This is a genomic window from Longimicrobium sp. (genome assembly GCA_036389135.1).
In the GTDB taxonomy this organism is placed as follows: Bacteria; Gemmatimonadota; Gemmatimonadetes; order Longimicrobiales; family Longimicrobiaceae; genus Longimicrobium.
This window is the reverse complement of the sequence record DASVQP010000027.1, coordinates 18,113-38,290: the sequence shown is the minus strand read 5'-3', so window position 1 is coordinate 38,290 and position 20,178 is coordinate 18,113. Positions and strand designations below refer to the sequence as shown.

The 20,178-nt window shown below is 70.2% G+C and carries 26 protein-coding genes; 13 read left to right on the top strand and 13 right to left on the bottom strand.

Features of this window, described 5'->3' with window-relative positions; genetic code table 11:
- Positions 1–337: 337 nt before the first annotated feature.
- Positions 338–526 carry a hypothetical protein gene (locus VF584_05620; GenBank protein HEX8209645.1) on the top strand — a complete coding sequence of 63 codons (189 nt, stop codon included), beginning with the start codon at positions 338–340 and terminating at the stop codon, positions 524–526.
- 83 nt (positions 527–609) lie between these two features.
- Here VF584_05620 and VF584_05615 read toward each other — a convergent pair whose 3' ends face one another.
- The 5 genes from VF584_05615 to VF584_05595 form a co-directional block, all read right to left on the bottom strand.
- The gene (locus VF584_05615) at positions 610–987 is read right to left on the bottom strand and encodes a DUF3221 domain-containing protein (GenBank protein ID HEX8209644.1); all 378 of its coding nucleotides are present in this window, start codon (positions 985–987) and stop codon (positions 610–612) included.
- A gap of 11 nt (positions 988–998) precedes the next feature.
- Positions 999–1,625, bottom strand: a complete 627-nt coding sequence (locus VF584_05610; GenBank protein HEX8209643.1) for a YIP1 family protein — start codon at positions 1,623–1,625, stop codon at positions 999–1,001.
- A gap of 197 nt (positions 1,626–1,822) precedes the next feature.
- Entirely contained in the window at positions 1,823–3,097 is a 1,275-nt protein-coding gene (locus tag VF584_05605; GenBank protein ID HEX8209642.1) for a DUF445 domain-containing protein, read from the bottom strand.
- Between the two features lie 148 nt (positions 3,098–3,245).
- Positions 3,246–3,494 carry a hypothetical protein gene (locus VF584_05600; protein HEX8209641.1) on the bottom strand — a complete coding sequence of 83 codons (249 nt, stop codon included), beginning with the start codon at positions 3,492–3,494 and terminating at the stop codon, positions 3,246–3,248.
- Positions 3,491–4,591: a DUF3616 domain-containing protein gene (locus VF584_05595; protein ID HEX8209640.1), complete on the bottom strand. Its 1,101-nt coding sequence runs from the start codon at positions 4,589–4,591 to the stop codon at positions 3,491–3,493. Before VF584_05595 ends, VF584_05600 begins: the two co-directional genes overlap by 4 nt.
- A 135-nt stretch (positions 4,592–4,726) precedes the next feature.
- On the opposite strand from VF584_05595, the gene VF584_05590 reads away from it, so the two are divergent.
- Both VF584_05590 and VF584_05585 read left to right on the top strand, forming a co-directional pair.
- Complete coding sequence (locus tag VF584_05590; protein ID HEX8209639.1) at positions 4,727–5,392, top strand: HD domain-containing protein; 666 nt, start codon at positions 4,727–4,729, stop codon at positions 5,390–5,392.
- Positions 5,383–6,315: an MBL fold metallo-hydrolase gene (locus VF584_05585; protein HEX8209638.1), complete on the top strand. Its 933-nt coding sequence runs from the start codon at positions 5,383–5,385 to the stop codon at positions 6,313–6,315. Before VF584_05590 ends, VF584_05585 begins: the two co-directional genes overlap by 10 nt.
- Before the next feature lie 37 nt (positions 6,316–6,352).
- Here VF584_05585 and VF584_05580 read toward each other — a convergent pair whose 3' ends face one another.
- Positions 6,353–6,589 (bottom strand): hypothetical protein, encoded by a 237-nt coding sequence (locus VF584_05580; GenBank protein HEX8209637.1) that lies wholly within the window; start codon positions 6,587–6,589, stop codon positions 6,353–6,355.
- Positions 6,590–6,732: 143 nt separating this feature from the next.
- Between VF584_05580 and VF584_05575 the strand changes: the two genes are divergently transcribed.
- The 3 genes from VF584_05575 (at position 6,733) to VF584_05565 (ending at position 8,430) form a co-directional block, all read left to right on the top strand.
- Entirely contained in the window at positions 6,733–7,095 is a 363-nt protein-coding gene (locus VF584_05575; protein ID HEX8209636.1) for a hypothetical protein, read from the top strand.
- 122 nt (positions 7,096–7,217) lie between these two features.
- Positions 7,218–8,045 (top strand): DUF72 domain-containing protein, encoded by an 828-nt coding sequence (locus VF584_05570; GenBank protein ID HEX8209635.1) that lies wholly within the window; start codon positions 7,218–7,220, stop codon positions 8,043–8,045.
- Between the two features lie 13 nt (positions 8,046–8,058).
- Entirely contained in the window at positions 8,059–8,430 is a 372-nt protein-coding gene (locus VF584_05565; protein ID HEX8209634.1) for a hypothetical protein, read from the top strand.
- Positions 8,431–8,506: 76 nt separating this feature from the next.
- Here the strand turns inward: VF584_05565 and VF584_05560 are convergent, their stop codons facing one another.
- From VF584_05560 to VF584_05550, 3 genes are all read right to left on the bottom strand, one after another.
- Positions 8,507–9,079 carry a L,D-transpeptidase gene (locus VF584_05560; GenBank protein ID HEX8209633.1) on the bottom strand — a complete coding sequence of 191 codons (573 nt, stop codon included), beginning with the start codon at positions 9,077–9,079 and terminating at the stop codon, positions 8,507–8,509.
- A 339-nt stretch (positions 9,080–9,418) separates the two neighbouring features.
- Positions 9,419–10,867 (bottom strand): pitrilysin family protein, encoded by a 1,449-nt coding sequence (locus VF584_05555; protein ID HEX8209632.1) that lies wholly within the window; start codon positions 10,865–10,867, stop codon positions 9,419–9,421.
- Entirely contained in the window at positions 10,864–12,276 is a 1,413-nt protein-coding gene (locus tag VF584_05550) for a pitrilysin family protein (GenBank protein HEX8209631.1), read from the bottom strand. The genes VF584_05555 and VF584_05550 overlap by 4 nt, the downstream gene beginning before the upstream one ends.
- A 255-nt stretch (positions 12,277–12,531) precedes the next feature.
- Between VF584_05550 and VF584_05545 the strand changes: the two genes are divergently transcribed.
- The 5 genes from VF584_05545 (at position 12,532) to VF584_05525 (ending at position 15,095) form a co-directional block, all read left to right on the top strand.
- Positions 12,532–12,915, top strand: a complete 384-nt coding sequence (locus tag VF584_05545; protein HEX8209630.1) for an endonuclease domain-containing protein — start codon at positions 12,532–12,534, stop codon at positions 12,913–12,915.
- An 83-nt stretch (positions 12,916–12,998) separates the two neighbouring features.
- On the top strand, positions 12,999–13,889 hold the full coding sequence (locus VF584_05540) for a deoxyribonuclease IV (protein ID HEX8209629.1): 891 nt from the start codon (positions 12,999–13,001) through the stop codon (positions 13,887–13,889).
- Entirely contained in the window at positions 13,886–14,386 is a 501-nt protein-coding gene (locus VF584_05535; GenBank protein HEX8209628.1) for a CAP domain-containing protein, read from the top strand. The genes VF584_05540 and VF584_05535 overlap by 4 nt, the downstream gene beginning before the upstream one ends.
- Positions 14,383–14,637: a hypothetical protein gene (locus VF584_05530; protein ID HEX8209627.1), complete on the top strand. Its 255-nt coding sequence runs from the start codon at positions 14,383–14,385 to the stop codon at positions 14,635–14,637. Before VF584_05535 ends, VF584_05530 begins: the two co-directional genes overlap by 4 nt.
- Positions 14,634–15,095, top strand: coding sequence for a YhcH/YjgK/YiaL family protein (locus VF584_05525; protein HEX8209626.1), 462 nt, complete (start codon positions 14,634–14,636; stop codon positions 15,093–15,095). The genes VF584_05530 and VF584_05525 overlap by 4 nt, the downstream gene beginning before the upstream one ends.
- Before the next feature lie 43 nt (positions 15,096–15,138).
- Here VF584_05525 and VF584_05520 read toward each other — a convergent pair whose 3' ends face one another.
- Entirely contained in the window at positions 15,139–15,423 is a 285-nt protein-coding gene (locus tag VF584_05520) for a helix-turn-helix domain-containing protein (protein HEX8209625.1), read from the bottom strand.
- A gap of 9 nt (positions 15,424–15,432) precedes the next feature.
- The gene (locus tag VF584_05515) at positions 15,433–15,762 is read right to left on the bottom strand and encodes a hypothetical protein (protein ID HEX8209624.1); all 330 of its coding nucleotides are present in this window, start codon (positions 15,760–15,762) and stop codon (positions 15,433–15,435) included.
- A 319-nt stretch (positions 15,763–16,081) separates the two neighbouring features.
- On the opposite strand from VF584_05515, the gene VF584_05510 reads away from it, so the two are divergent.
- Both VF584_05510 and VF584_05505 read left to right on the top strand, forming a co-directional pair.
- Entirely contained in the window at positions 16,082–17,074 is a 993-nt protein-coding gene (locus VF584_05510) for a hypothetical protein (protein HEX8209623.1), read from the top strand.
- Positions 17,071–18,111, top strand: coding sequence for an LLM class flavin-dependent oxidoreductase (locus tag VF584_05505; protein ID HEX8209622.1), 1,041 nt, complete (start codon positions 17,071–17,073; stop codon positions 18,109–18,111). Before VF584_05510 ends, VF584_05505 begins: the two co-directional genes overlap by 4 nt.
- 58 nt (positions 18,112–18,169) lie before the next feature.
- Here the strand turns inward: VF584_05505 and VF584_05500 are convergent, their stop codons facing one another.
- Both VF584_05500 and VF584_05495 read right to left on the bottom strand, forming a co-directional pair.
- Complete coding sequence (locus VF584_05500) at positions 18,170–18,496, bottom strand: type II toxin-antitoxin system HicB family antitoxin (protein ID HEX8209621.1); 327 nt, start codon at positions 18,494–18,496, stop codon at positions 18,170–18,172.
- A 111-nt stretch (positions 18,497–18,607) separates the two neighbouring features.
- On the bottom strand, positions 18,608–20,107 hold the full coding sequence (locus VF584_05495; GenBank protein HEX8209620.1) for a M28 family peptidase: 1,500 nt from the start codon (positions 20,105–20,107) through the stop codon (positions 18,608–18,610).
- Between the last annotated feature and the right edge of the window lie 71 nt (positions 20,108–20,178).

Genomic DNA, 20,178 nt, shown 5'->3' with positions numbered 1-20,178 from the left:
CACGCGCGCACGCGGGACACGGACGCGACAAATCACGCCCCTACAGGGGCGGCGGTGCAGCGCGCGGGGTTCCGCCCCCTCTCTCGATAACAGAGGGCGGAGCCCTCTCCTGTTATCGGGAGAGGGGGCAGGCGAGTGTAACGAGCCGGGGGTGAGGGCCCCCCTCGCACCCCCCATGGGCCACCCGCTGCTCCCCGCATGGGACACCCACCCCACCCCACGTCCTCCCCGCACAACGAAACTCCCAGCATTTGCGCCACGTTTGGATATGAGAGGGGCGGCACATCGGATGCGAAGTACGGGTACGGGCGAAGTCCATCGCCCAAGGGAGGTTACCATGGAAGTTGCTCGTCGGTACGTGGAGAGTTGCCCGTCGCGGTTCGCGGCGTACGTGGCACTGCAGTGTGCGCTGATGCGCTGTTTCCTGGCGCGCGGCGGCACGGCCGAAGACTTCTGCGTCCGCCTGGCGCCCGTCTATCACCGGCGTTACGCGCCGGTGCTGCTGGAAGGCGCGTCGCCTCGCTGACCGGAAGTCCGCTCCACAAACGTCGGCGGCCGCACCCTTTTGGGAGCGGCCGCCGCGTTTTCCTGTGCGAACTCTCTGCCGTTTTACGGAGCCTGCTCGGGCACGATCACCACCAACCGGGCCGTGGCCTGCGCCGGGTAGGACCTCAGCACGGGCCCGGTGAACCACGCCTGCACGCGCGTGCCCACCCGCAGCTCTTCCACGGCGGCGGGGGCGAGACCGCCGGCGGTGCGCCGCAGGACGCGCGCGCCGCTCCCCACCGTCACCTGCGCCACGGGGTAGCCGGCGCTGCGCATGGAATCCTGCTGGATCCGCACGGACACCCCGCCCTGCACCTCGCGGCGGCCGGTGACGGCCCCGATGATGTCCGGAGCCTGCTCGGGAAGGGGTCCGGCGCCGGGGCGGGCGCACGCCGCCGCCAGCACCAGCGCCAGGAGCCCGCCCCCCATCCGCCACGTCACAAGCGACGCGGTTAGCGGCCGACGCCCGCCATCGCCGCCATCCCGCCGAGCAGCATCATCGGGATCAGAAGCGCCAGCCATCCGACAATCGCGGTGAGCACCGCCTTCCCCGTGCTCACGTCCAGCGCCTGGCGGATGGCGACGATCCCCGCCACCAGGATCCAGATCATCACCACGATCCTGACCGGTCCACCCAGGATGGGTATGATCCCCAGGATGTAGAGCACACCGGGCGCCTGCGCGAAGCCGATGGTGCGCAGCAGCTCGCCCCAATCCGCCGTGCCGCCGAAGAGCATCGTCCCGATCAGGTACGTGACGCCGGACCAGACGAGCCATCCGACGATCGCCATGATCAGCCCTCCGATCATCCCGGTCGTCCCCTGGCCGATGCTGCCGATGGCGGAACAGACCGCCGCCACCGCCACCACCACGGCGGCCTGACCGGTGGCATCGCGATCGGCCTCCACCTCTTCATAGGTGGGGATGTCCAGCCGGGCGGCGCCGATGGCGCGCTGTACGAGGGTACGGCGTGCGAAGGGGGCTCCGCTGGTGTAGGACTCGGTCATGGTCTCCTCGGGCGTGGCGCGGCGGGTGCCGCGGTGGGTAAGGTCCTGCGGCTTCACGGGTTGGATCGCCACCTGAGTACGCGGCGCCGCCGTGCGAGTTTCGCGCGGGCGGATCGAAGGGCGCGTCGACGGGACGTAGGTGGACTCGAACGGCGGGCGAAAAAGATGCTGCGGCTCGGGCTGATGCTAATGCGCAGGCTGCTTTGCCGCAACGATTTCGTACATCGCGAGGGCGGCGCGGAGATCGAATTCTCCGCGCCGCCGCACGCCTACACCCCAAAGACGCGCCCGATGGCGTAGATCGCGAGCCCCGCGAGGCCGCCCACCAGCGTGCCGTTGATGCGGATAAACTGGAGATCCTTGCCGATCTGGAGCTCTATCTTGCGCGTGGTGTCTTCCGGGTCCCACGCGGCTACGGTGGTGGAGATGAGCCCCGCGATCTCGTGGCGGTACTGCTCCACCACGTAGATCACCGCGTTCTCGATCCACAGCTCCACCTTCTCCAGCAGCTCCTCGTCCTCCACCAGCGACTGCCCCACGCGTGTGACGGCGTGGCCGATGCGGCGGCGGAACTCGCTCTCCGGGTCGGCGGCGTTCTTGAGGAGCGATGCCTTGAGGTCGCCCCACAGCGAGGCGGAGTACTCGCGCACCGCGGGGTGGCTGAGGACCTCCTCCTTGAACGCCTCGCCGCGCTCAATGGTCTGAGGCGACTCCTGGAGGCGCACGATGAACTCCGCGACCGCCTCGTTGAAGCGCGCCCGCAGCGGGTGCCCGGGGTCGGAGGCCACCTCGTGAAGCGTCTTCTCCACGCTCCCCACCAGCTTCTCGAAGATCTTGTCGTCCACCTGCGTCGGCACCCACCACGGCGTCTCGCGGCCGATGCGCTCGCGGATCATCCCGTGGTTCTCGTCCACCAGGCGCCCCAGCAGGCGGATGGCGGAATCGAGCAGCTCCTGGTGCCGGTTGTCCTGCGTGACAAGTGACAGGACACGCGCGACCACGGGAGTGACCTGGGTCCTGCGCACGCGGCCCATCACGTTGTCCTGGATGATCTCCTGCACGTCCTCGTCGCGCAGCACCTGCACCACGCCCGAAACGGCGGCCGCGGCGTGCCTTCCCACCGACTCGCCGTGCTCGGGGCGGGCGAGCCACTCGGCCCCCTTTCGCGCCGCCCCCGCAGAGCGAAGGCGCGTGCGGATGATGGCGGGGGAGAGGAAGTTGTTCTGGACGAAGTTCCCCAGGCTCCTCCCGATCCGGTCCTTGCGGTTGGGGATGATGGCGGTGTGGGGGATCTTGATCCCCATCGGGTAGCGGAAGAGGGCGGTGACGGCGAACCAGTCTGCCAGCCCGCCGATCATGGCCGCCTCCGCGGTAGCGCGCAGGTACCCGAAGCCGGGCCAGCGCGTCTCCAGTATCCGCGCCGCGACGTACACCACGAACGCCAGCACCAGCAGCCCCGTCGCGCGGCGCTTCATCGTGGTGAGCTGCGTCTGCTTCAGCTCCTCGTCCTGAACCGGCTGAAGCGCGATCTCTCCCGTCTGCATCCGAATCTCCGGAATGTGAAAACTGGCCCGTTACCTGTCACAACCCGCCCGGGCGAGTGAACTCGCGGCAACAACAGCACAAAGTCCGCCTGCGCGGACTCGGGGGCCGGATCCGCGCCGTGCCCACGCACTCACGCACTCACGCACTTCATTGAAGCGGCTGATCGCCCGGCTCGCTCCACCCGGGAATTGCGCGCAGCTCCACGGCGAGGGCGGCGTCGCGGCTCGCCAGGAAGACGATCGTCTGGTCCGCCTGGGTGGCGAACAGATACTTGTTGAACCCCGCCGCCGCGCGATCCAGCCCGCGCTCCGCGCATCGCGCCAGCGCCGCGTCCACCTCGCGCAGCGCGTCGCCCTTTTTGATGAAGATGTGCGCCGGGCCCTGGCTCATGCTCATTCGTCCAGCTCGAAGACGTCCGCCAGCACCCCGCCGGGCACCAGCCTCCCCTCGGACGCGGCATCGTACAGCACCATCACCGAGGCGCGCGCGCCGCCGGGGAAGAGCGCCACGGCTTCCGGGTGATCGTCGCGGCGGGCGCGCTCGTGCGGAAGCTGCAGCGCGGGGTGCAGCTCGTTGCCGCGCACCAGCGAGGGCCGCTCGGACTTCGCGCCGCCCGGCCAGCGCCAGAGCGTCGAGGGTGCAGAGAGGTCCATCGTGGCGCCGGCCAGCACCAGGAGGTCGTCGCCGTCGCGGCGGATGTCGCGGATCCCCATCCCTTCCAGGTCCAGGAAGTGTTTCCTGTAACGCTCCCCGTCGTCGCCGATCTTGCGGAGGCGCAGGCGGTCCGGGCGCTCGCGGTCGGGGACGGGCTCCAGCTCCAGGATGATCGCCCAGCCGCGCAGCACCGGGCCTCGCAGCCCCACGAAGATTCGGTCGCCCAGCACCGCCAGCCCCTCGATGTCGAAGCCGTTGTCCTTGCCCGGGATGCGCATGAAGCGGCCCAGGTGCGCGTCCTCCTGGAGTTCGCGAAAGATGCCGCCCTTCGACCCCTTCCCCCGCAACCGCGCGGCGGTCAGCTCTGCCTCCGGATTGCCCGGATCAGGAGACGAGCGCACGGGGACCAGCCCACCGCCGTCCGGGTCCTGCGCCAGGGGGATACGCGCAAGGAAGTACCGGCTGGCGTCGGTCTCCACCTTTGCGAGCCGCGCGATGCACTCCGCGTCGTCCTCCCCCTCCTTCGCCTTACTCCGCTTGCGGCTGTTGGAGCCGACCACCCACAGGTAGGGCGCGGCGTAGGCCAGCCCCTCCACGTCCACCTCGCCGTCGGCGGGGAGGTCGATGAAGTCGGCCAGGGGGTACGTCCGGTGCGCTCCGAAGCTGCCATCCGGGCGCAGGCTCAGGCGCTCCAGCGTGGGCGTTTCGTCGCAGGCCAGCCACAGGAAGTCGCCTGTGCGCTCCACGGCGGAGATGCCCTGGCGCAGCCGCTCCGGGTCGCTGACGCCGCCGGGATCGCTGTCAAAGTAGAGCGGTACGGTGAAGACGGGAGTGGGCATCCGCGGGGTCCGGGGCTGGTGAGGTTCGATGGCTCCGCACGCGAGCGACGCACACGCGGTGCCGCACGCTTGCCGGGCTCCGCCGGGCGCGTACATTGGGCGCGCCTCCACGCCCGCACACGCACCCCGCCGCACATGACGAGCCCGCACGAGATCCTGGCGCGCACCGAGCTCTTCGTCCGCCAGCGCATGCACGGCGACGGCTCCGGCCACGACTGGTGGCACGTGGACCGCGTGCGCCGCACGGCGTTGCGCCTGGCGGGCAAGGAGGGCGCCGATCCCTACGTCGTGGAGCTCGCCGCGCTGCTGCACGACGTCTGGGACCACAAGCTCCACGCCGGCGACGACAGCGTGGCCCCGCGCGAGATCCGCCGCTGGCTGCAAGAGGCCGGCGCGGAGGAGCCTCTCGTTGAGCACGTGTGCGAGATCGTGGCCGGATTGTCGTTCAAGGGGGCCGGCGTCGCCACTCCCATAAGGACGCTGGAGGGTGCCGTGGTGCAGGACGCCGACCGCCTGGACGCAATCGGGGCCGTGGGGATCGCGCGGGCCTTCGCCTTCGGGGGGAGCCGCGGGCGTCCGCTGCACGATCCGGAGACGGCGCCCGAGCTGCACGCCACCTTTGACGCGTACCGCGCCGGAACGGGCGGCACCACGCACCACTTCCACGAGAAGCTCTTCCTCCTGCGCGACAGGATGAACACCGCCGCCGCGCGCCGCCTGGCGGAGGGCCGGCACCGCTTCATGGAGGAGTTCCTGCGGCGCTTCCACGACGAATGGAACGGGGAGGATGGATGGAGCTGACCTCGCTCGGCGGCGGCGTGCACGTCCTGCGTGGAACGGTGAACAGCGGGCTGGTGGAGACGGAGCGCGGGCTCGTCGCCATCGACACGGGGCTCGACCGCGGCGCCGCAAACCGGATCGCGCGGGCCGCGGAGGAGCTGGGGCGCCCTCTTGTCGCCATCCTCAACACCCACGCCCACGCGGACCACCACGGCGGCAACGCGCAGCTCGTCCGCCGCTTCGGCATTCCGGTGTACGCCCCCGCCATCGAGGAGGCGACCATCCGCCACCCGCGCCTGGAGCCCGTCTACCTGTTCGGCGGCGCCGAGCCGGTCAGCGGCCTCGCCAACAAGTTTCTCCAGGCAGAGCCGTCCCCGGTGGACCACGTGGTCCACGCCGGGGAGAGCGTTACAGTTGACGGACGCGTTCTCTCGCTGGTCGACCTCGCCGGTCACAGCATGGCACAGATCGGCGTGGGTGTCGATCTGGATACGGCGCAGGGCGTCCTCTTCGCCGCGGACGCCTTCTTTGGCAGCGAGCCGCTCGCCAAGCACGGCGTCCCGTACCTGGTGGATGCGCGCGGGATGCAGAACAGCCTTCGGCGTCTCCAGTCACACCCCGCCGCCTGGTACGTCCCCGGCCACGGCGAACCGGAGAACGACGCGCGCAACCCGGTGTTCGCCGAGAACTTCGCGGCGCTGGAGCGCGCCTTCGACTGGCTGGGCGAGCGGGTGCGCCGCGCGCCTGGGTCCACCGAGGAGCTGCTCGTGGAGTTCGCCGCGGCGATGGGGATGCGGCTGGACAACCCGTCGTCGTGGGTGCTGAACCGGGCGGCTCTGCTGGGCTTCCTGGCGGCGATGGAGCGCGAGGGAACGGTGCGGGTGGTGCTGGAGGAGGGGCGCTGGCACTGGGCGCAGGGGGAAGCACGGACGGGCGGCCCCTGAGCTCAGGGGCCGCCCGCGATCCTTCCGCCGAGCCGTGTCAGAAGCTGGACGGCGGAGGCGTGGGGCTCGTGCTGCTGGAGCCGCGGAAGTACTGCACCGCCTTCATCACCAGCCACACGAGGACGACGAGCGGCAGGATCTTGGTGATCAGGAACCCGCCCAGGAACCACGCGATCCCCAGCACGGTCGCGACGATCTTCAGCGCGAAGATGGCCAGGATCACGATCACGATCCACTTCAGCACGTTCTCGAAATCGGAATTGCGGTTGCTCACGGGGTCCTCCAGGTGAAAACGCTGTTGTTTCCGGCGGTCTTGTGCCCCTACGCGGTCGGTACCCGGAGAGTTTCAACGGCATCGGTATCGAAGTTGCCCGCGCACCCCTCGACCGCGAAAACCGGCCCGCGAGCACTCCGGCAATGAGCGATACGGACGAAGCGCAACGCGAGTTCATCCGCGCATGGTACAGCTGGCGCCACACGCCGCTCCCCGTGGACACCTACCGCGCGAATCGGAGCGGGGAGCCCAGCTACACGGTCGAGTTCGCGCTGGACCACCTGCGCAGCTACGTCTACGCGCTGGGTTCCGCGTTCATGGAGGAGCGCCCGCGCGACTATCCGGCTCTCGTGGCGGACCAGCTGGAGCAGCTTCACAACGCGGAGGCGGACCTGGAGCACGGCCCGATCCCCGAGGATCGCCGCGCGCCCTACCGCGACTACGTGGCCGCCACACGCATCGTCCTCCACCGCCTCCTGGCCCGCGCGACGGCGCAGCACAACTGAAAAGCATCACACAGAGAACACAGAGAGAACTGCGAAGGCACAGAGAACCCCTTCTTCTTTTCTTGCAGTGTCCTCTGTGTCTCTGTGTGAGGCTGCAGTTAACCCGCACCAACTAGAGGCGAATGACCGAGCCCGGCCGCATCCGCATCGGCACGCAGGGGTGGAACTACACCGGGTGGGTGGGCGCCTTCTACCCTGACGGCACGCGCCCCGCCGACTTCCTCGGCCTGTACGCGAAGGCGTTCGACGTGGTGGAGGTCGACTCCACCTTTTACGCCGTCCCCGCCCCGAAGACGGTGCGCGGGTGGGCCGAGCGCACGCCGGAAGGGTTCACCTTCGCCCTCAAGATGCCGCAGGAGATCACCCACGAGCGGCGCCTGCAGGACGCGGGGGACGTCGTCGCGGAGTTCATGGACGCGGCGCGCGAGCTGGGGCCCAAGCTGGGGCCGATCCTGGTGCAGATGGGACCCGACTTCCAGCCTCACGAGCTGGACGCCCTCCGCCGCTTCCTCCCCGGGCTGCCGCGCGACGTGAGCTTCGCCGTGGAGGTGCGCAACCGGAAGTGGATGAAGCCGGCCGTTCTCGCCGAGCTCCTCTCCCTGCTCGCGGAGCACGAGGCGGCGCTGGCGCTCAGCGACGGCAAGTGGATTCCGCGCGAGACGATGATGGAGCTGGCGATGCGCCCCACCGCACCCTTTCACTACGTGCGCTGGATGGGCCCCAACCGTGACGTGGTGGACTACTCGCACGTGCAGTTCCCGCGCGAGGAGGAGCTCGAGTCGTGGACGGAGGTGCTCGGGCGCGTGGCGACGAAGGGGGTGCAGATCTTTGGCTTCTTCAACAACCACTTTTCGGGCCACAGCCCCGCCACCGCCCGCGAGCTCCAGCGCCGCCTCGGCATGCGTCCCGTGGACCCGTCGCTCCTGTCCGAGCAGACGTCGCTCTTTTAGCGGAGAACGTTAGATGTCACGCAGCTATCTGCTTCTCGGGTTCGCGCTGCTGGCCTGGAACACGCCCCTGGCGGCACAAGCCCCGGCCCCTGCTCGAGCCCTCCCGCTTCCAAGCGCTCCCGCGCCGTCGTTCCCCGCCGCCCGTCCGCTCGACGGCTCGGAGTACCGCCTGCAAGCGGAGCTCTGGCCCAAGGACCCGACGCTGGGAGGGTTGCTGGGCGGCGCCATCGGCTGCGTGTCGGGCGCGATTCTGGGGCGTGCCCTCTCACCCAGGGAGAAGAAGACCCCGAACGCGTGGTCCGGATGTTTCTTCCTCGGCGCGGTGGGGTTGGGCGCGGGGAGCGGATGGCGGGTGCCCGGCGACAGTTACTTCCGGCCCCGCTGAGGCGGCTGGGGGATGTAACGACGAGAGGCACGGATGACTTCTCCGTGCCTCTCGTCTTTACGCCCGCGGGCAGCCGCTATGCGCGGATGCGGACGGGGACCGGCCTGGCGAGGCGCACCTCACGCGAGGTGGTCGCCTCGGCGAGCGTCTTCTGGAACCACTCCGGGTCGCGGGAGGCGCCGCCGTGCTCCATCAGGATGCGCCCCAGCTCCGCCGCGTCGATGTTGCGCATGCGGATGCACCCGTGCGACGCGGGGCGGCCCAGCGAGCTGGTGAGCCCGGTGCCGTGGATGTAGAAGTCCGGCGCGCGGAAGAAAATCTTGATGCGCCCCATCGGGTTCTCCGGGGAACCGGGCGGCTCGTAGCTCTTGCCGCGCGCCCAGCCGGACGGCGGCGGACGCCAGCTCGGGTTCCAGATCATGTGCCGGATGGTGAAGCTCCCCTGCGGCGTGGGGTATCCCGCGGCGCCGATCGACACCGGAAAACGCCGCAGCACCCGCTGCCCATCCATCACGAAGAGCGTGCGATCGGAGAGGTCCACCGTCACGGTCAGGCGCTCGGCCCTGGTCACCGGCTGCGAAACCGCGCTCTCCATCGTGGACACGATCAGCCCCGTGTCCCGTGGCGCCGTGGACTGCGCGCTCGACATCGCGGGTACCCCAAGCAGCCCCAGCGCCCCCACCAAACACCGACGACAGATTCGCATATGCCTTTGCCACGTAACCAGTTGAATTCCCCCCGAACGTCCCACCCGACCGACCAATATCATGCCACATGGCCGCGCTGGGCAAGTCTACACGTGACTGTCACGCGCCTGCGTTGCAGCGCACATGCGCGGCACAAGTGGACGATCCGCGGCGCTCCAGGGTCACCGAGGGAGTGTAGTCGCCAGGCGGCGGATTCTCGATGCGTGATTGGTGACGAACGTAAAAGAGGAGGGGCCGCGGACGAATCCGCGGCCCCTCCCTGCGTCCCCGGGACAGCGGGATCAGCGCACCTTGGTGCCCGATGCGTCCAGCACCTCGACGTTGCCCAGGTTCAGGGCGCGGATCGGCGCTTCGATCTTGGACAGGTCGCCGGCCACCACGATGGTCAGCGCGCCCGGCGTGAGGCGCTCGCGGCCCACGCGGCTGATGTCGGCCGGGGTCACGGCTGACATCTGCTGGAGGTACGTGTTGTAGTAGTTGAGCGGCTGGCCGTTCTGGAGCAGCGTCTGCATCCGCCCCGCCAGGCCCTGCACCGTCTGCACGGAGTTGGGGAAGCTGGAAACCACGTTCGCCAGCGAGCCGCGCAGCTCCTCCTGCGGCACCGCCTCGGTGGCGATGCGCCTGTACTCGCGCACGATCTCCGCGACGGCCGAGTCGGTGGCGTTGGTGCGCACCGACGAGTTCACCACGAAGTCGCCGGCGTTGGGGAAGGTGGTCATTCCGCTGAACGCGCCGTACGTCCACCCGTGCGCCTCGCGCAGGTTCATGTTGATGCGGGCGCGGAAGCCGCCGCCCAGCACCTGCGACAGCGCGCTCATGGGGATGACGTCCGGGCTCGTCGCCGCGAGACCGGGCTGGCCCACGAAGACGCCGGACTGAACCGAACCGGGGCGGTCCACCAGGATGATGCGCGTGCCCGACGACGCCACCGGCGCCGGGGCCGGAAGAGTGGCCTGCACCGCGCCGGGAGCCGTCCAGCGGCCCAGCGCCTGCTCGGCGATGCGGCGCCCCTCTTCCGGCGTCACGTCGCCCACCAGGAGCACCGTGGTGTTGGCCGGCGAGTACATCCGCTGGTGGAAGCCCACCACGTCGCCGCGGTTGATGCGGGGGAGCGTGGCCGCGGTGCCGCTCACCGGGCGCGAGTAGCCGCTCGCGGGATCGTACACGGCGCGGTTGAAGGCGATCGCCGCGAGCCCCTGCACGGTGGAGGTGCTGTTCATGTACGCCGCGGCCAGCTGGTTGCGCACCCGGGTCACCTCACCCTCCAGGAACGCGGGCTCGGTGAGGGTGGTGGCGGCCAGGTTCATCGCCTGGGCAAAGGTGCCCTTGGGCGCCGTGACGCTGACGGTGGCGTAGTTGTAGCCGGCACCGGTGCCGAGCTGCGCACCCAGTGCCTCCACGCGCTCGGCGAGCTGCGGGCCGGTGAGGGTGCGCGTCCCCTCGTCCAGCATCTGCGCCGTCAGCGAGGCCAGGCCGTTCTTCTCGGCCGGCTCGTACACGCTCCCCGCCGCCACCAGCACGCGGCCGGTTACGATGGGAAGGGAGTGCTTCTCCACCACCACCACGCGCACGCCGTTGGAAAGGCGCATCTCGCGTACGGGGGGCACGGTGAAGGGGCGGAGCGGCCCCGGGGCGGGCGGCTGCTCGATGGGCGCGGGCTGCTGCGCGCTCGCGGGGAGCGCAAGGGCCATCACTCCCGCGCAGGCGGCGGAAAGGAGAAAGCGGTTCATCGGTTCACCTGCGTGGCGGTGGTGGGGGCCGGGGTGGCCGGGCGCGGCTTGGGAACGAACACCAGCACGGCGCGGTTGGCGGGCACCATCCGCTCGCGCACCAGCGCCTGCACCTGCGCCGCCGTCACGGCCTGGATCGCCTGGAGGCGCGTGTTGATCCAGTTGGGGTTGCGGTAAAAGGTGTACCCCTGCGCCAGCACGTCCGCGCGGCCGCCGAAGCCGCCCATCGTCTGCAGCCCGTTGATCAGGGCGAAGCGGGCGTTGACCTTGATGCGGTCCAGCGCCGCCGGGGTGATGGAGGCGGCGATGCGGTCCAGCTCCTCGGTGAGCGCGGCCTCCAGCGAGTCGGGGCGGGAGCCGGGCTTGCCGGTGGCCGTCACGATCATCAGGTCGGCGCCGTCCACGAAGCCGAAGTTGAAGGCGCCGGCGCCCGTCGCAACCTGCCGCCCGCGAACCAGCGACTGGAAGAGCGGCCCGGTGCGCGACGTGAGCATCCCGGCCAGCAGCTGCACCGCGTCGCCCTGGCGGTCGCGCGCGGCGGGCATGCGGAAGCCGATGTACACGGCCGGGGCGGGGGCGTTGGCGTCCTCGATCACCTCGCGCGAGCCCTGCCCGATGATGGGCGGCAGCGTCATGCTGCGCAGCGGCGGCGGGGCCGGGCCGCGCTGGATGTCGCTGAAGTGCCTGCGCACCATCGCCTTGGTGCGCTCCACGTCGATGTCGCCCGCCACCACCAGCACGGCGTTGTTGGGCGCGTAGTAGGTGCGGAAGAAGCTCTTGACGTCGTCGACCGTGGCGGCCGAGAGGTCTTCCATCGACCCGATCACGGAGTGGTGGTACGGGTGGCCTGCGGGGAAGACCTTGGCGAGCATCCGCTCCTGCCACACGCCGTACGGCTGGTTGTCCACGCCCTGGCGGCGCTCGTTCTTCACCACCTCGCGCTGGTTGTCCAGCTTGCCGGTGTTGAGCGTCTCCAGCAGCGTCCCCATCCGGTCGCTCTCCAGCCAGATCGCCAGCTCCACCTGGTTGGAGGGCACCGTCTCGAAGTAGTTGGTGCGGTCCGTGTTGGTGGTGCCGTTGATGTCCGATCCGGCGCGGGCGCCGGCGTCCTCCAGCAGGGCGAAGTGCTTGCCATCCGGCACGTTGCGGCTCCCCTTGAACATCACGTGCTCAAAGAGGTGCGCGAAGCCGGTGCGGCCCGGCTGCTCGTGCTTGGAGCCCACGTTGTACCACACCGCCACCGCCGCCACCGGCGCCGAGCGGTCCACGTGGTACAGCACCTTGAGGCCGTTGGGAAGCGTCTCTTCGGTGTAGGCGATGCGGACGGACTCGCCGGCGGGCGCGCGTTGGGCGGCGGCGATGCCCGGCGCGAGCGCCAGCAGGGGCGCGACGAACAGGAGTCGTTTCATAGATCCCTCGTGCGGATGACGGATGCAGACGGGAGGCCTCCCGACCGCTGGGGTGCTGCGTGCTCCGGGGAGGAGCGGCGCGCGGAATGGAGATCCGCGACGGCCTGCTAGTTTAGTAGCACCGGCTGGAAATGGCAACCGGTGTTTACGCGCCACCGCGCGCACCGGATCGGTTCCGGGGGTTGCGGCGCGGGGGGGTGGGTGTGGAGCTTGGAGGAGTTCCGGGAGCACATCCCCGCATCCTCGGGAGCTGGCGTGGACCGCAAGCACACGGGCAGGCGCATCCCGCAGGTACTGCAAGCGGCGCGCGCCATGCGGAAGGATCCGACGCCGGCTGAACGGGTGCTCTGGAACGAGTTGCGCGACAACCGCTTCTGCGACGTCCCTTTTCGACGCCAACACCCGGTCGACCGCTTCGTGCTCGACTTCTACTGCGCCTCGCGCAAGCTGGCGATCGAGGTGGACGGCGAGATCCACGAACATCAGCGCGAGCACGACGAGGAACGCACGAACGCGCTCGCGGCGCGCGGCATCCGCGTGATCCGCTTCCGAAACGAGGACGTGCTCGACCGGATCGACCAGGTGCTCCAAACCTTGCGTGCCGAGATCCATCCGCCCGGCGCGGACCCCCGCCCGTAGTCACCCCCTCCCCCGCTTGCGGGGGAAGGGGGCCGGGGGGTGGGGGAACCGCCCCCGCACCGATCCCTTCAGCCCGGCCGCTCATGCCCCACTTCATCGGCGCGCACACCATCGACAACGGCGGCATCCACATGGCCGCGCTGCGGGCCGGCAACTCCGGAGCGCGGGCGCTGCAGATCTTCACCGCGCCGCCGCGCTTCTACGGCGAAAAGGCGGGGATGAAGCCGGAGAAGGTGCGCCGCTTCCACGCCGCGCTCTCGGAGGTGGGGATCAGGCCGGAGCACGTGGTGGTGCACGGCGCGTACGTGCTGGGCGTCGCCACGCCGGACGAGGCGAAGTGGGTGCGGGCCAGCGCCGGCCTCACGAAAGAGCTGGAGCGCTCGACGGCGCTGGGGGTGGGCGCGATCTGCTTCCACCCGGGCTCCGCCAGCGACGGCGACACGGCGGCCGCGGCGGAGCGCGTCGCCCGCGCCATCACCGCGGCGCTGCGTGCGGTGGAGGGCTCCACACGGGTGCTGGTGGAGAACACGGCCGGCGCCGGAAAGACGCTCGGCCGCACCGCCGCGGAGGTGGGCGACATCCTGCGCCACGTCCCTGACGAGCTGCGGGAGCGCACGGGATACGGGCTGGACACCTGCCACCTCTTCGCCTCCGGCTACCCGCTGAACGAATCGAAGAAGCGGGTCGGCGAGATCCTGGACGAGTGGGAGGAGGCCACGGGCGAGCACCCCGGTTTCATCCACCTCAACGACAGCGAGGGGACGATGGGGAGCAACAAGGACCGCCACCTGCTGATCGGCGAGGGCGAGATCGGCGCGGACGCGTTCGGGTGGCTCCTGTCCGACCCCCGCAGCCGCGACATCCCGCTGATCCTGGAGACGCCGCAGGAAAACCCCGAGATCGCCGACGACGACCCCGCCGGCGACCCCTGGGACGTGCGCATGATCGAGCTGCTGAACGGGATGAAGAAATGAGAACGTGGATAATGTGGGCGGCGCTCGCGCTCCAGGCCGCGTGCGTTCCCCCCGCGACGATGACCCCGCCCGCGCGCGGCGGTGGATCGGCGCGGGTGGCGAGCGCGCCGGCAGCACCGGCAAACGACGCGCAGGCCGTACATGCCGCTGTCAACCGGCACAGGCAGAGCCGCGGGTGCGCGCCGCTGGTGTGGAGCGAGGGTGCGGCGCGCGCGGCCCAGCGGCACAGCGAAGACATGGTGCGCCGCCGCTTCTTCAGCCACACCTCGCCGGAGGGTACGCAGCCGTGGGACCGCATGCGCGCGCAGGGGCTCAGCTTCACGCGCGCCGCCGAGAACATCGCCATGAACGGCGGGGGTGCGCAGGCCACGGTACGCGGTTGGATCAACAGCCCCGGGCACCGCGCCAACATAGAGAACTGCGCGCTGACCCACACCGGCGTGGGCGTGGCGGCCAGCTACTGGACTCAGGTCTTCTTCACCGCGAGCGGCGGATGAACGACGACGTCCGCGCACGCCGCGAGAACCGCCGCCGCTTCCTGGAGCGGCTGTACGACGCCAGCGAGCATGGCGACAGCGAGTACCTGGACGGCTATGAGCTCGCCGACGCGCTCCAGCTCACGCGCCAGGACGCGGAGCGCATCGTCCGCTACCACGAGGACCACGGCTTCGCGATGACGACGGGGCGCCACGGCCTTACCGTTCGCATCACCGCGCGCGGCATCGACCACGTGGAGCGCGGCGAGTGATCCTGACCCCGCTCCACCACGCGGACCGCTACCTCCCCGCCCTGCCGGGGATGGCGGAGGCGCTCGCCTGGCTACGTGCCTTCGACGCCGCCCTCCCCGATGGCCGCCACGCCATCGACGGCGACCGCGTCTTCGCGCTGGTCTCGTCGTACGCCACGGGCCCGTCCACCGAGAAGCGCTTCGAGGCCCACCGCCGCCACGCCGACGTCCAGTGGATCGCCTCCGGCTCCGAGCGCATCCTCTATCTCCCCACAGACCGACTCACCGTCGCTGAGCCGTACAGCGACGAAAACGACATCCTCTTCTTCGAGGAGCCGAAGGTGAGCTCCTCCCTCTTCCTCAACCCTGGCGACGCGGCGCTCTTCTTCCCCGAGGACGCGCACAAGCCCGGATGCATGGCCGGCGCGCGCCACGACGTCCGCAAGGTGGTGGTGAAGATCCGGCTCGCGGAACGGTAGACTTAGGTGGAGCGAACCCGTGGTGTGATCCCGAGCCCGAAAACTACTCTGATTCGAGGATGATCTCCGGGTGCTTGGCCGCGATCTGGAGGAGCCGCATTGCCGGGCCGCTGGGATCGCGACGACCCTGCTCCCAATCGCGGAGTGTCGTCACGCTTCCGCAGAGCGCCACGGCAAACTGATCCTGCGTCAGCCCAAGCCGCTTGCGGATCGGTCGGGGGTCCGGCTCGGCCACGAAGCTCACCACGGCAGGAGTCTGCTCACTCCGCAGGTAAGCACCTGCCTCTTTGATGCTCCCAACCAGTTCGTCGAACAACTCGTTCTTCATGGCTCCTCCTCAGAGTTGGCGCGCTCGCGCGGATTCATCGGTCCACCTGGCTTTGCGAAAGGCGATGGGGCGCGCGCCGGCGGCGGCCAAAAGGTCGAGCGCTTCCTCGGTGAAGACGGTGCCCACGGCCAGGATGCCGTCGGGGGCGGGGGTGTCCAGGCGGCCGAGCGCTTTGCGGACCGGCGGCGAGGGGACCACGTCCCGCGGGGTGTGGGCGAAGAGGAGGAGCGAATACTCGCCCTCAGGCCGGGTGTCGGCGGTGACGGCGTCCTGGTAGGCGGGGGGCACCAGGTGGCGGAGCTTGGCCCCGGTGACGCGGGCGTAGATGGTTGCTTTCATGGCGGGGCGCGGGTGCAAGGATGGGGCTACGCGTTCCACAGGCCAGCCCCGGTGCGAGGCGCTGGCCCGGCACCCCTTGCCCGTTTCGCCGCAACCGTTTACACTCGAAGGCATGGCGAACCACGCTTCCATGCGCATGTGCTGTTGTCCCTGCCGGCATCGCCGGCAGAGGGGCGCGGCGCGCGTGCGTGGGAACGGGTCGGCATGACCTGACCGACGATGGGGTGAGACAACCCCCGTCCCACGAAGCGACGAGGCCGCGACCCCCGAACGGGAGTTGCGGCTTTTCAACATACTTCAGAGCACGACAGGAGCGCCGATGTCCGCTACACCTGAACGCCCGATCGCCATCTTCTACGAGCACCCGGAGTGGTTCCGCCCGCTCTTCGCGGAGCTGGACCGCCGCGGCACCCCGTACGTCAAGATCCACGCGGGCGAGCATGCCTTCGATCCGGCCGAGGAGCCAGAGTACTCGCTGGTGTTCAACCGGATGAGCCCGTCCGCGTTCAACCGCGGCAACGGGAACGCCATCTTCTACACCACCTCGTACCTGGGCTTCCTGCGCGAGAAGGGAATCCGCGTCATCAACGGCTACGACGCGTGGCTCACCGAGATCTCCAAGGCGCACCAGCTCGCGCTGCTGCACCGGCTGGGGCTGCCGTACCCGAAGGCGCGCGCCATCAACCACGCGTCGCAGGCGACAGGCGCGGCGGAGGGGCTGCGCTTTCCCATCGTCATCAAGCCGAACATCGGCGGGAGCGGCGCGGGGGTGCGGCGCTTCGACTCCCTGGCGGAGCTGGCGGCGGCCGCGGAGGCCGGCGAGCTGGAGCTGGGGATCGACTCGGTGGCGCTGGTGCAGGAGTTCATCCCGCAGGAGGAGAGCCGCATCGTGCGCGTGGAGGTGCTGGGCGGCGAGTACCTGTACGGCATCCGCATCTACACCCCAGGCAACTCCTTCGACCTGTGCCCCGCCGACGTCTGCCAGCGGGTGGACGGCGCCGAGCTCGACGCGCAGATCTGCGCCGTGGACGCGCCCAAGCGAGGGCTGCGCGTGGAAGGGTATGAGCCCCCCGCCGAGATCCGCGAGCAGGTGGAGGCGATCATGCGCGCCGCGCACATCGACGTGGGCGGAATCGAGTACATGATCGACGCGCGCGACGGGCAGCTCTACTTCTACGACATCAACGCCCTCTCCAACTTCGTGGCCGACGCGCCCAACGTGATCGGCTTCGACCCGTTCGCGCGGCTGGCGGACTACCTGGAGGAGCAGGCGGGGATCGAGGCGCCGGTGCTGCAGGAGGTGGGGGTATGAGGTTCGGCTTCTGGCTCCCGGTCTTCGGCGGGTGGCTGCGCAACGTTCCCGACGAGGGAATGGCGGCGTCGTGGGAGTACGCCAAGCGGCTGACGCAGCGGGCCGAGCAGATCGGCTTCGACCTGACGCTGGTGGCGGAGCTCAACCTGAACGACATCAAGGGGATGGACGCCCCGTCGCTGGACGCCTGGTCGACGGCGGCGGCGCTGGCGGCGGTCACGGAGCGGCTGGAGATCATGGTGGCGGTGCGCCCCACCTTTCATCAGCCCGCTCTCCTCGCCAAGCAGGCGGCCAACATCGACCGCATCAGCAACGGCCGGCTGTCGCTGAACGTCGTGTCATCGTGGTGGGCCACCGAGGCGAAGAAGTACGGCATCCAGTTCGACCAGCACGACGACCGCTACGCCCGCACCAGCGAGTGGCTGGACGTGGTGGACGGGATGTGGCAGGAGCCGCGCTTCAGCTACCAGGGGAAGTACTACGGGGTGGATGACGCCATCCTGGAGCCCAAGCCGGTGCAGCGCCCGCGCCCCACGATCTACGCCGGGGGCGAGTCGCCCGCCGCCAAGGCGCTGATCTCGCAGAAGTGCGATGCCTGGCTCACCCACGGCGACCCGCCGGAGACGATCGCCGCCAAGGTGGCCGACCTTCGCGAGCGCCGCGAGCGGCTGGAGCTGCCGCCGATGAAGTTCGGCGCGGCCGGCTACGCCATCGTGCGCGGCTCCGAGGCCGAGGCGCAGCGCGAGGTGGCGCGCATCACCGAGGTGCGCGAGGGGACCGCGGGGTACGCCAACTACCAGGACTGGCTCAACAACACGCAGCTCGAGCAGCGCGTATCGCTGGAGGACTACTCCGTCTCCAACCGCGGCCTGCGCTCGGGGCTGGTCGGCACGCCGGAGCAGGTGGCGGAGCGCATCCTTGAGTTCGAGCGCGCCGGGCTGGACCTGCTCCTCCTCCAGTTCTCGCCGCAGCTGGAGGAGATGGAGCGCTTCGCCGAAGAGGTGATCCCGCTGGTCAACGGGGCGGTGGTCGGCTGACGAACGGCGGTCTCACGCGGAGGCGCAGAGACGCAGGGAGAGAACAACAGCGAAAGCCTCACACAGAGGCCACAGAAGGAACTGAAAGCCACAGAGAAAACCTTTTGCGGTTCTCTCTGTGGCTCTGTGTCTCTGTGTGAGCCATGCAGGCGATCTCGGCCTGCTGCTGTGCGGTGCGACGATCCAGCGCCTGCACGCCCACGAAATCCATGCTCTCGACATCGTCACCCTGCACCTCGACGCAGAGCTCGGCGGCCTCGGGGACGCGCTCCATCAGCTCATCCAGTGACCGGGCCTGGGTGTGGCATCCGGGGAGCGCGGGGACAGAAGCGACGTAGTAGCCCTCCGAGTCGCTTTCGATCACCACGCTGAATTCTCGGCTCACGTAGCCCCTCTGGCTTGCGTTCCCGTTCGAGATCCAGTCCTCACAAGGCTGCACGAAGTCCTCCGCGCAATCAGGGGTCGCCGGTAAACTCGTGCGCGAGCAGGCGCGAAGTCAGCGCTCCAGTTTGAACCCGGGGTCTACGCGCGGGCGCTGGGCGGCGTTGGCGACGGCCCAGCCGGTGGCGTACATCCACTGCGTCATGCGCGTGAGCTTGGCGACGTCGATCCGCTCCGGCTCGTCTTCCAGGGTGTGGTAGTCGGGGTGCAGGAGGGTGGTGAAGAAGATGGCCGGCACTCCCGCCCGCGCGTACGGCAGGTGGTCGCTGCGGAAGTACCATCCCTCCGGGTGCGCGGGGTCGTCCCAGGTGGTGTCCAGGGCGAAGCGGGTGTGGCGGCGGTTGGCCTCCAGCGCCATCTCCACCAGCGCGGTCGAGTTGCGGTGCGGCGCGATGGAGCCCAGGAGCGCGGCGCTGTCCGGGTGGTTGCGGCCGATCATGTCGCCGTTGAGCACCGCCACCAGCGACTCCTTCGGCACCGTGGGCCGCGCGGAGTACCAGCGCGAGCCCAGCAGCCCCCGCTCCTCCGCCCCGTGCCACACGAAGAGCGCCGAGCGCCGCCCCGGCCGCCTCGCGAAGGCGCGCCCGATGGCCAGGAGCGCCACGCTGACGGTGGCGTTGTCGTCGGCGCCGTTCCAGATGGAGTCGCCGTTCACCGGCTCGCCGATGCCATCGTGGTCCTGGTGGCCGCTGAACACCACGTGCTCGGCGCGCAGGCGCGGATCGGTGCCGGGGACGCGCGCCACCACGTTGACCGACGGATAGACGAAGCTCTCCACCCCGAGATCCGCGGTGAAGCGGGCGCCATCCGCCAGGCGCTCCATCACCTCCGCGCGCACGAGGAAGACGGGCGGGCCGGCGGCGGCGGGCACCGCGGTACCCGGCTCGTCCAGGAGGTAGAGGCCCTCGCGCTGCCAGTGCTGCATCCGCCCGAAGGCGACCGCGGCGACGGTGTCCGCGACGAGCACGATGGCGGCGGGGTTCCCCGCGCGCAGCGCCGTGCTCTGCTCGCGCATGGCGCCCATGGCGTAGCGCCACTCCCACAGGCTCACGCCGCGCGGGGGAACGCGCGTGGGCGCCCTCAGCCGCGCCACCACCACGCGCCCCTCCGTCGCGGCGCCCGTGCCCTCCACGCGGGCGACCGCCGCGTCCACCCGCGCGGTAACCGGCGAGAGGAGGACCGCGTCCTCCCACAGCGCCAGCGGCGCGCCGCCAATGGCCACGGTGCTCGCCGCCGTCTGCCGGATGCGGCGCAGGGGGAAGAACTGGAAGTAGGTGCCGTCGTCGCCCGCGGGCAGCATCCCCGCCTGCCTCGCGCGCTCCGCCACCCAGACGGAGGCGCGCAGCTCGTCCTGCGTCGCGCCCTCGCGCCCGCGCATCGAGTCCGACGCCATGGCGAAGAGGTCGCGGCGGAGCTCCTCGCGGGTGATGGCGGTGAGCGCGGGGGGCGCGGCGCTCGAGGCGCTCGAGGCGGTGGCGCGGGGGGTCTGCGCCGCGGCGGCGCCGGCCGCGAGGGCCAGCATCGCGGCCAGGGCGATGGATCGGGTGTGTGGCATCCGCTGGGCCTGTCTTTGGGGTGCACGCCGGGGATCGCCGCACCGCAGCGCACGTGCCGGGCCGCGCCGCC

Coding starts and splice junctions, on each gene's coding strand:
- VF584_05620 (HEX8209645.1), top strand. CDS start 338: ATGGAAGTTGCTCGTCGGTACGTGGAGAGTTGCCCGTCGCGGTTCGCG.
- VF584_05605 (HEX8209642.1), bottom strand. CDS start 3,097: ATGCAGACGGGAGAGATCGCGCTTCAGCCGGTTCAGGACGAGGAGCTG.
- VF584_05600 (HEX8209641.1), bottom strand. CDS start 3,494: ATGAGCATGAGCCAGGGCCCGGCGCACATCTTCATCAAAAAGGGCGAC.
- VF584_05595 (HEX8209640.1), bottom strand. CDS start 4,591: ATGCCCACTCCCGTCTTCACCGTACCGCTCTACTTTGACAGCGATCCC.
- VF584_05590 (HEX8209639.1), top strand. CDS start 4,727: ATGACGAGCCCGCACGAGATCCTGGCGCGCACCGAGCTCTTCGTCCGC.
- VF584_05585 (HEX8209638.1), top strand. CDS start 5,383: ATGGAGCTGACCTCGCTCGGCGGCGGCGTGCACGTCCTGCGTGGAACG.
- VF584_05575 (HEX8209636.1), top strand. CDS start 6,733: ATGAGCGATACGGACGAAGCGCAACGCGAGTTCATCCGCGCATGGTAC.
- VF584_05570 (HEX8209635.1), top strand. CDS start 7,218: ATGACCGAGCCCGGCCGCATCCGCATCGGCACGCAGGGGTGGAACTAC.
- VF584_05565 (HEX8209634.1), top strand. CDS start 8,059: ATGTCACGCAGCTATCTGCTTCTCGGGTTCGCGCTGCTGGCCTGGAAC.
- VF584_05560 (HEX8209633.1), bottom strand. CDS start 9,079: ATGTCGAGCGCGCAGTCCACGGCGCCACGGGACACGGGGCTGATCGTG.
- VF584_05555 (HEX8209632.1), bottom strand. CDS start 10,867: ATGAACCGCTTTCTCCTTTCCGCCGCCTGCGCGGGAGTGATGGCCCTT.
- VF584_05550 (HEX8209631.1), bottom strand. CDS start 12,276: ATGAAACGACTCCTGTTCGTCGCGCCCCTGCTGGCGCTCGCGCCGGGC.
- VF584_05540 (HEX8209629.1), top strand. CDS start 12,999: ATGCCCCACTTCATCGGCGCGCACACCATCGACAACGGCGGCATCCAC.
- VF584_05535 (HEX8209628.1), top strand. CDS start 13,886: ATGAGAACGTGGATAATGTGGGCGGCGCTCGCGCTCCAGGCCGCGTGC.
- VF584_05530 (HEX8209627.1), top strand. CDS start 14,383: ATGAACGACGACGTCCGCGCACGCCGCGAGAACCGCCGCCGCTTCCTG.
- VF584_05520 (HEX8209625.1), bottom strand. CDS start 15,423: ATGAAGAACGAGTTGTTCGACGAACTGGTTGGGAGCATCAAAGAGGCA.
- VF584_05515 (HEX8209624.1), bottom strand. CDS start 15,762: ATGAAAGCAACCATCTACGCCCGCGTCACCGGGGCCAAGCTCCGCCAC.
- VF584_05510 (HEX8209623.1), top strand. CDS start 16,082: ATGTCCGCTACACCTGAACGCCCGATCGCCATCTTCTACGAGCACCCG.
- VF584_05505 (HEX8209622.1), top strand. CDS start 17,071: ATGAGGTTCGGCTTCTGGCTCCCGGTCTTCGGCGGGTGGCTGCGCAAC.
- VF584_05495 (HEX8209620.1), bottom strand. CDS start 20,107: ATGCCACACACCCGATCCATCGCCCTGGCCGCGATGCTGGCCCTCGCG.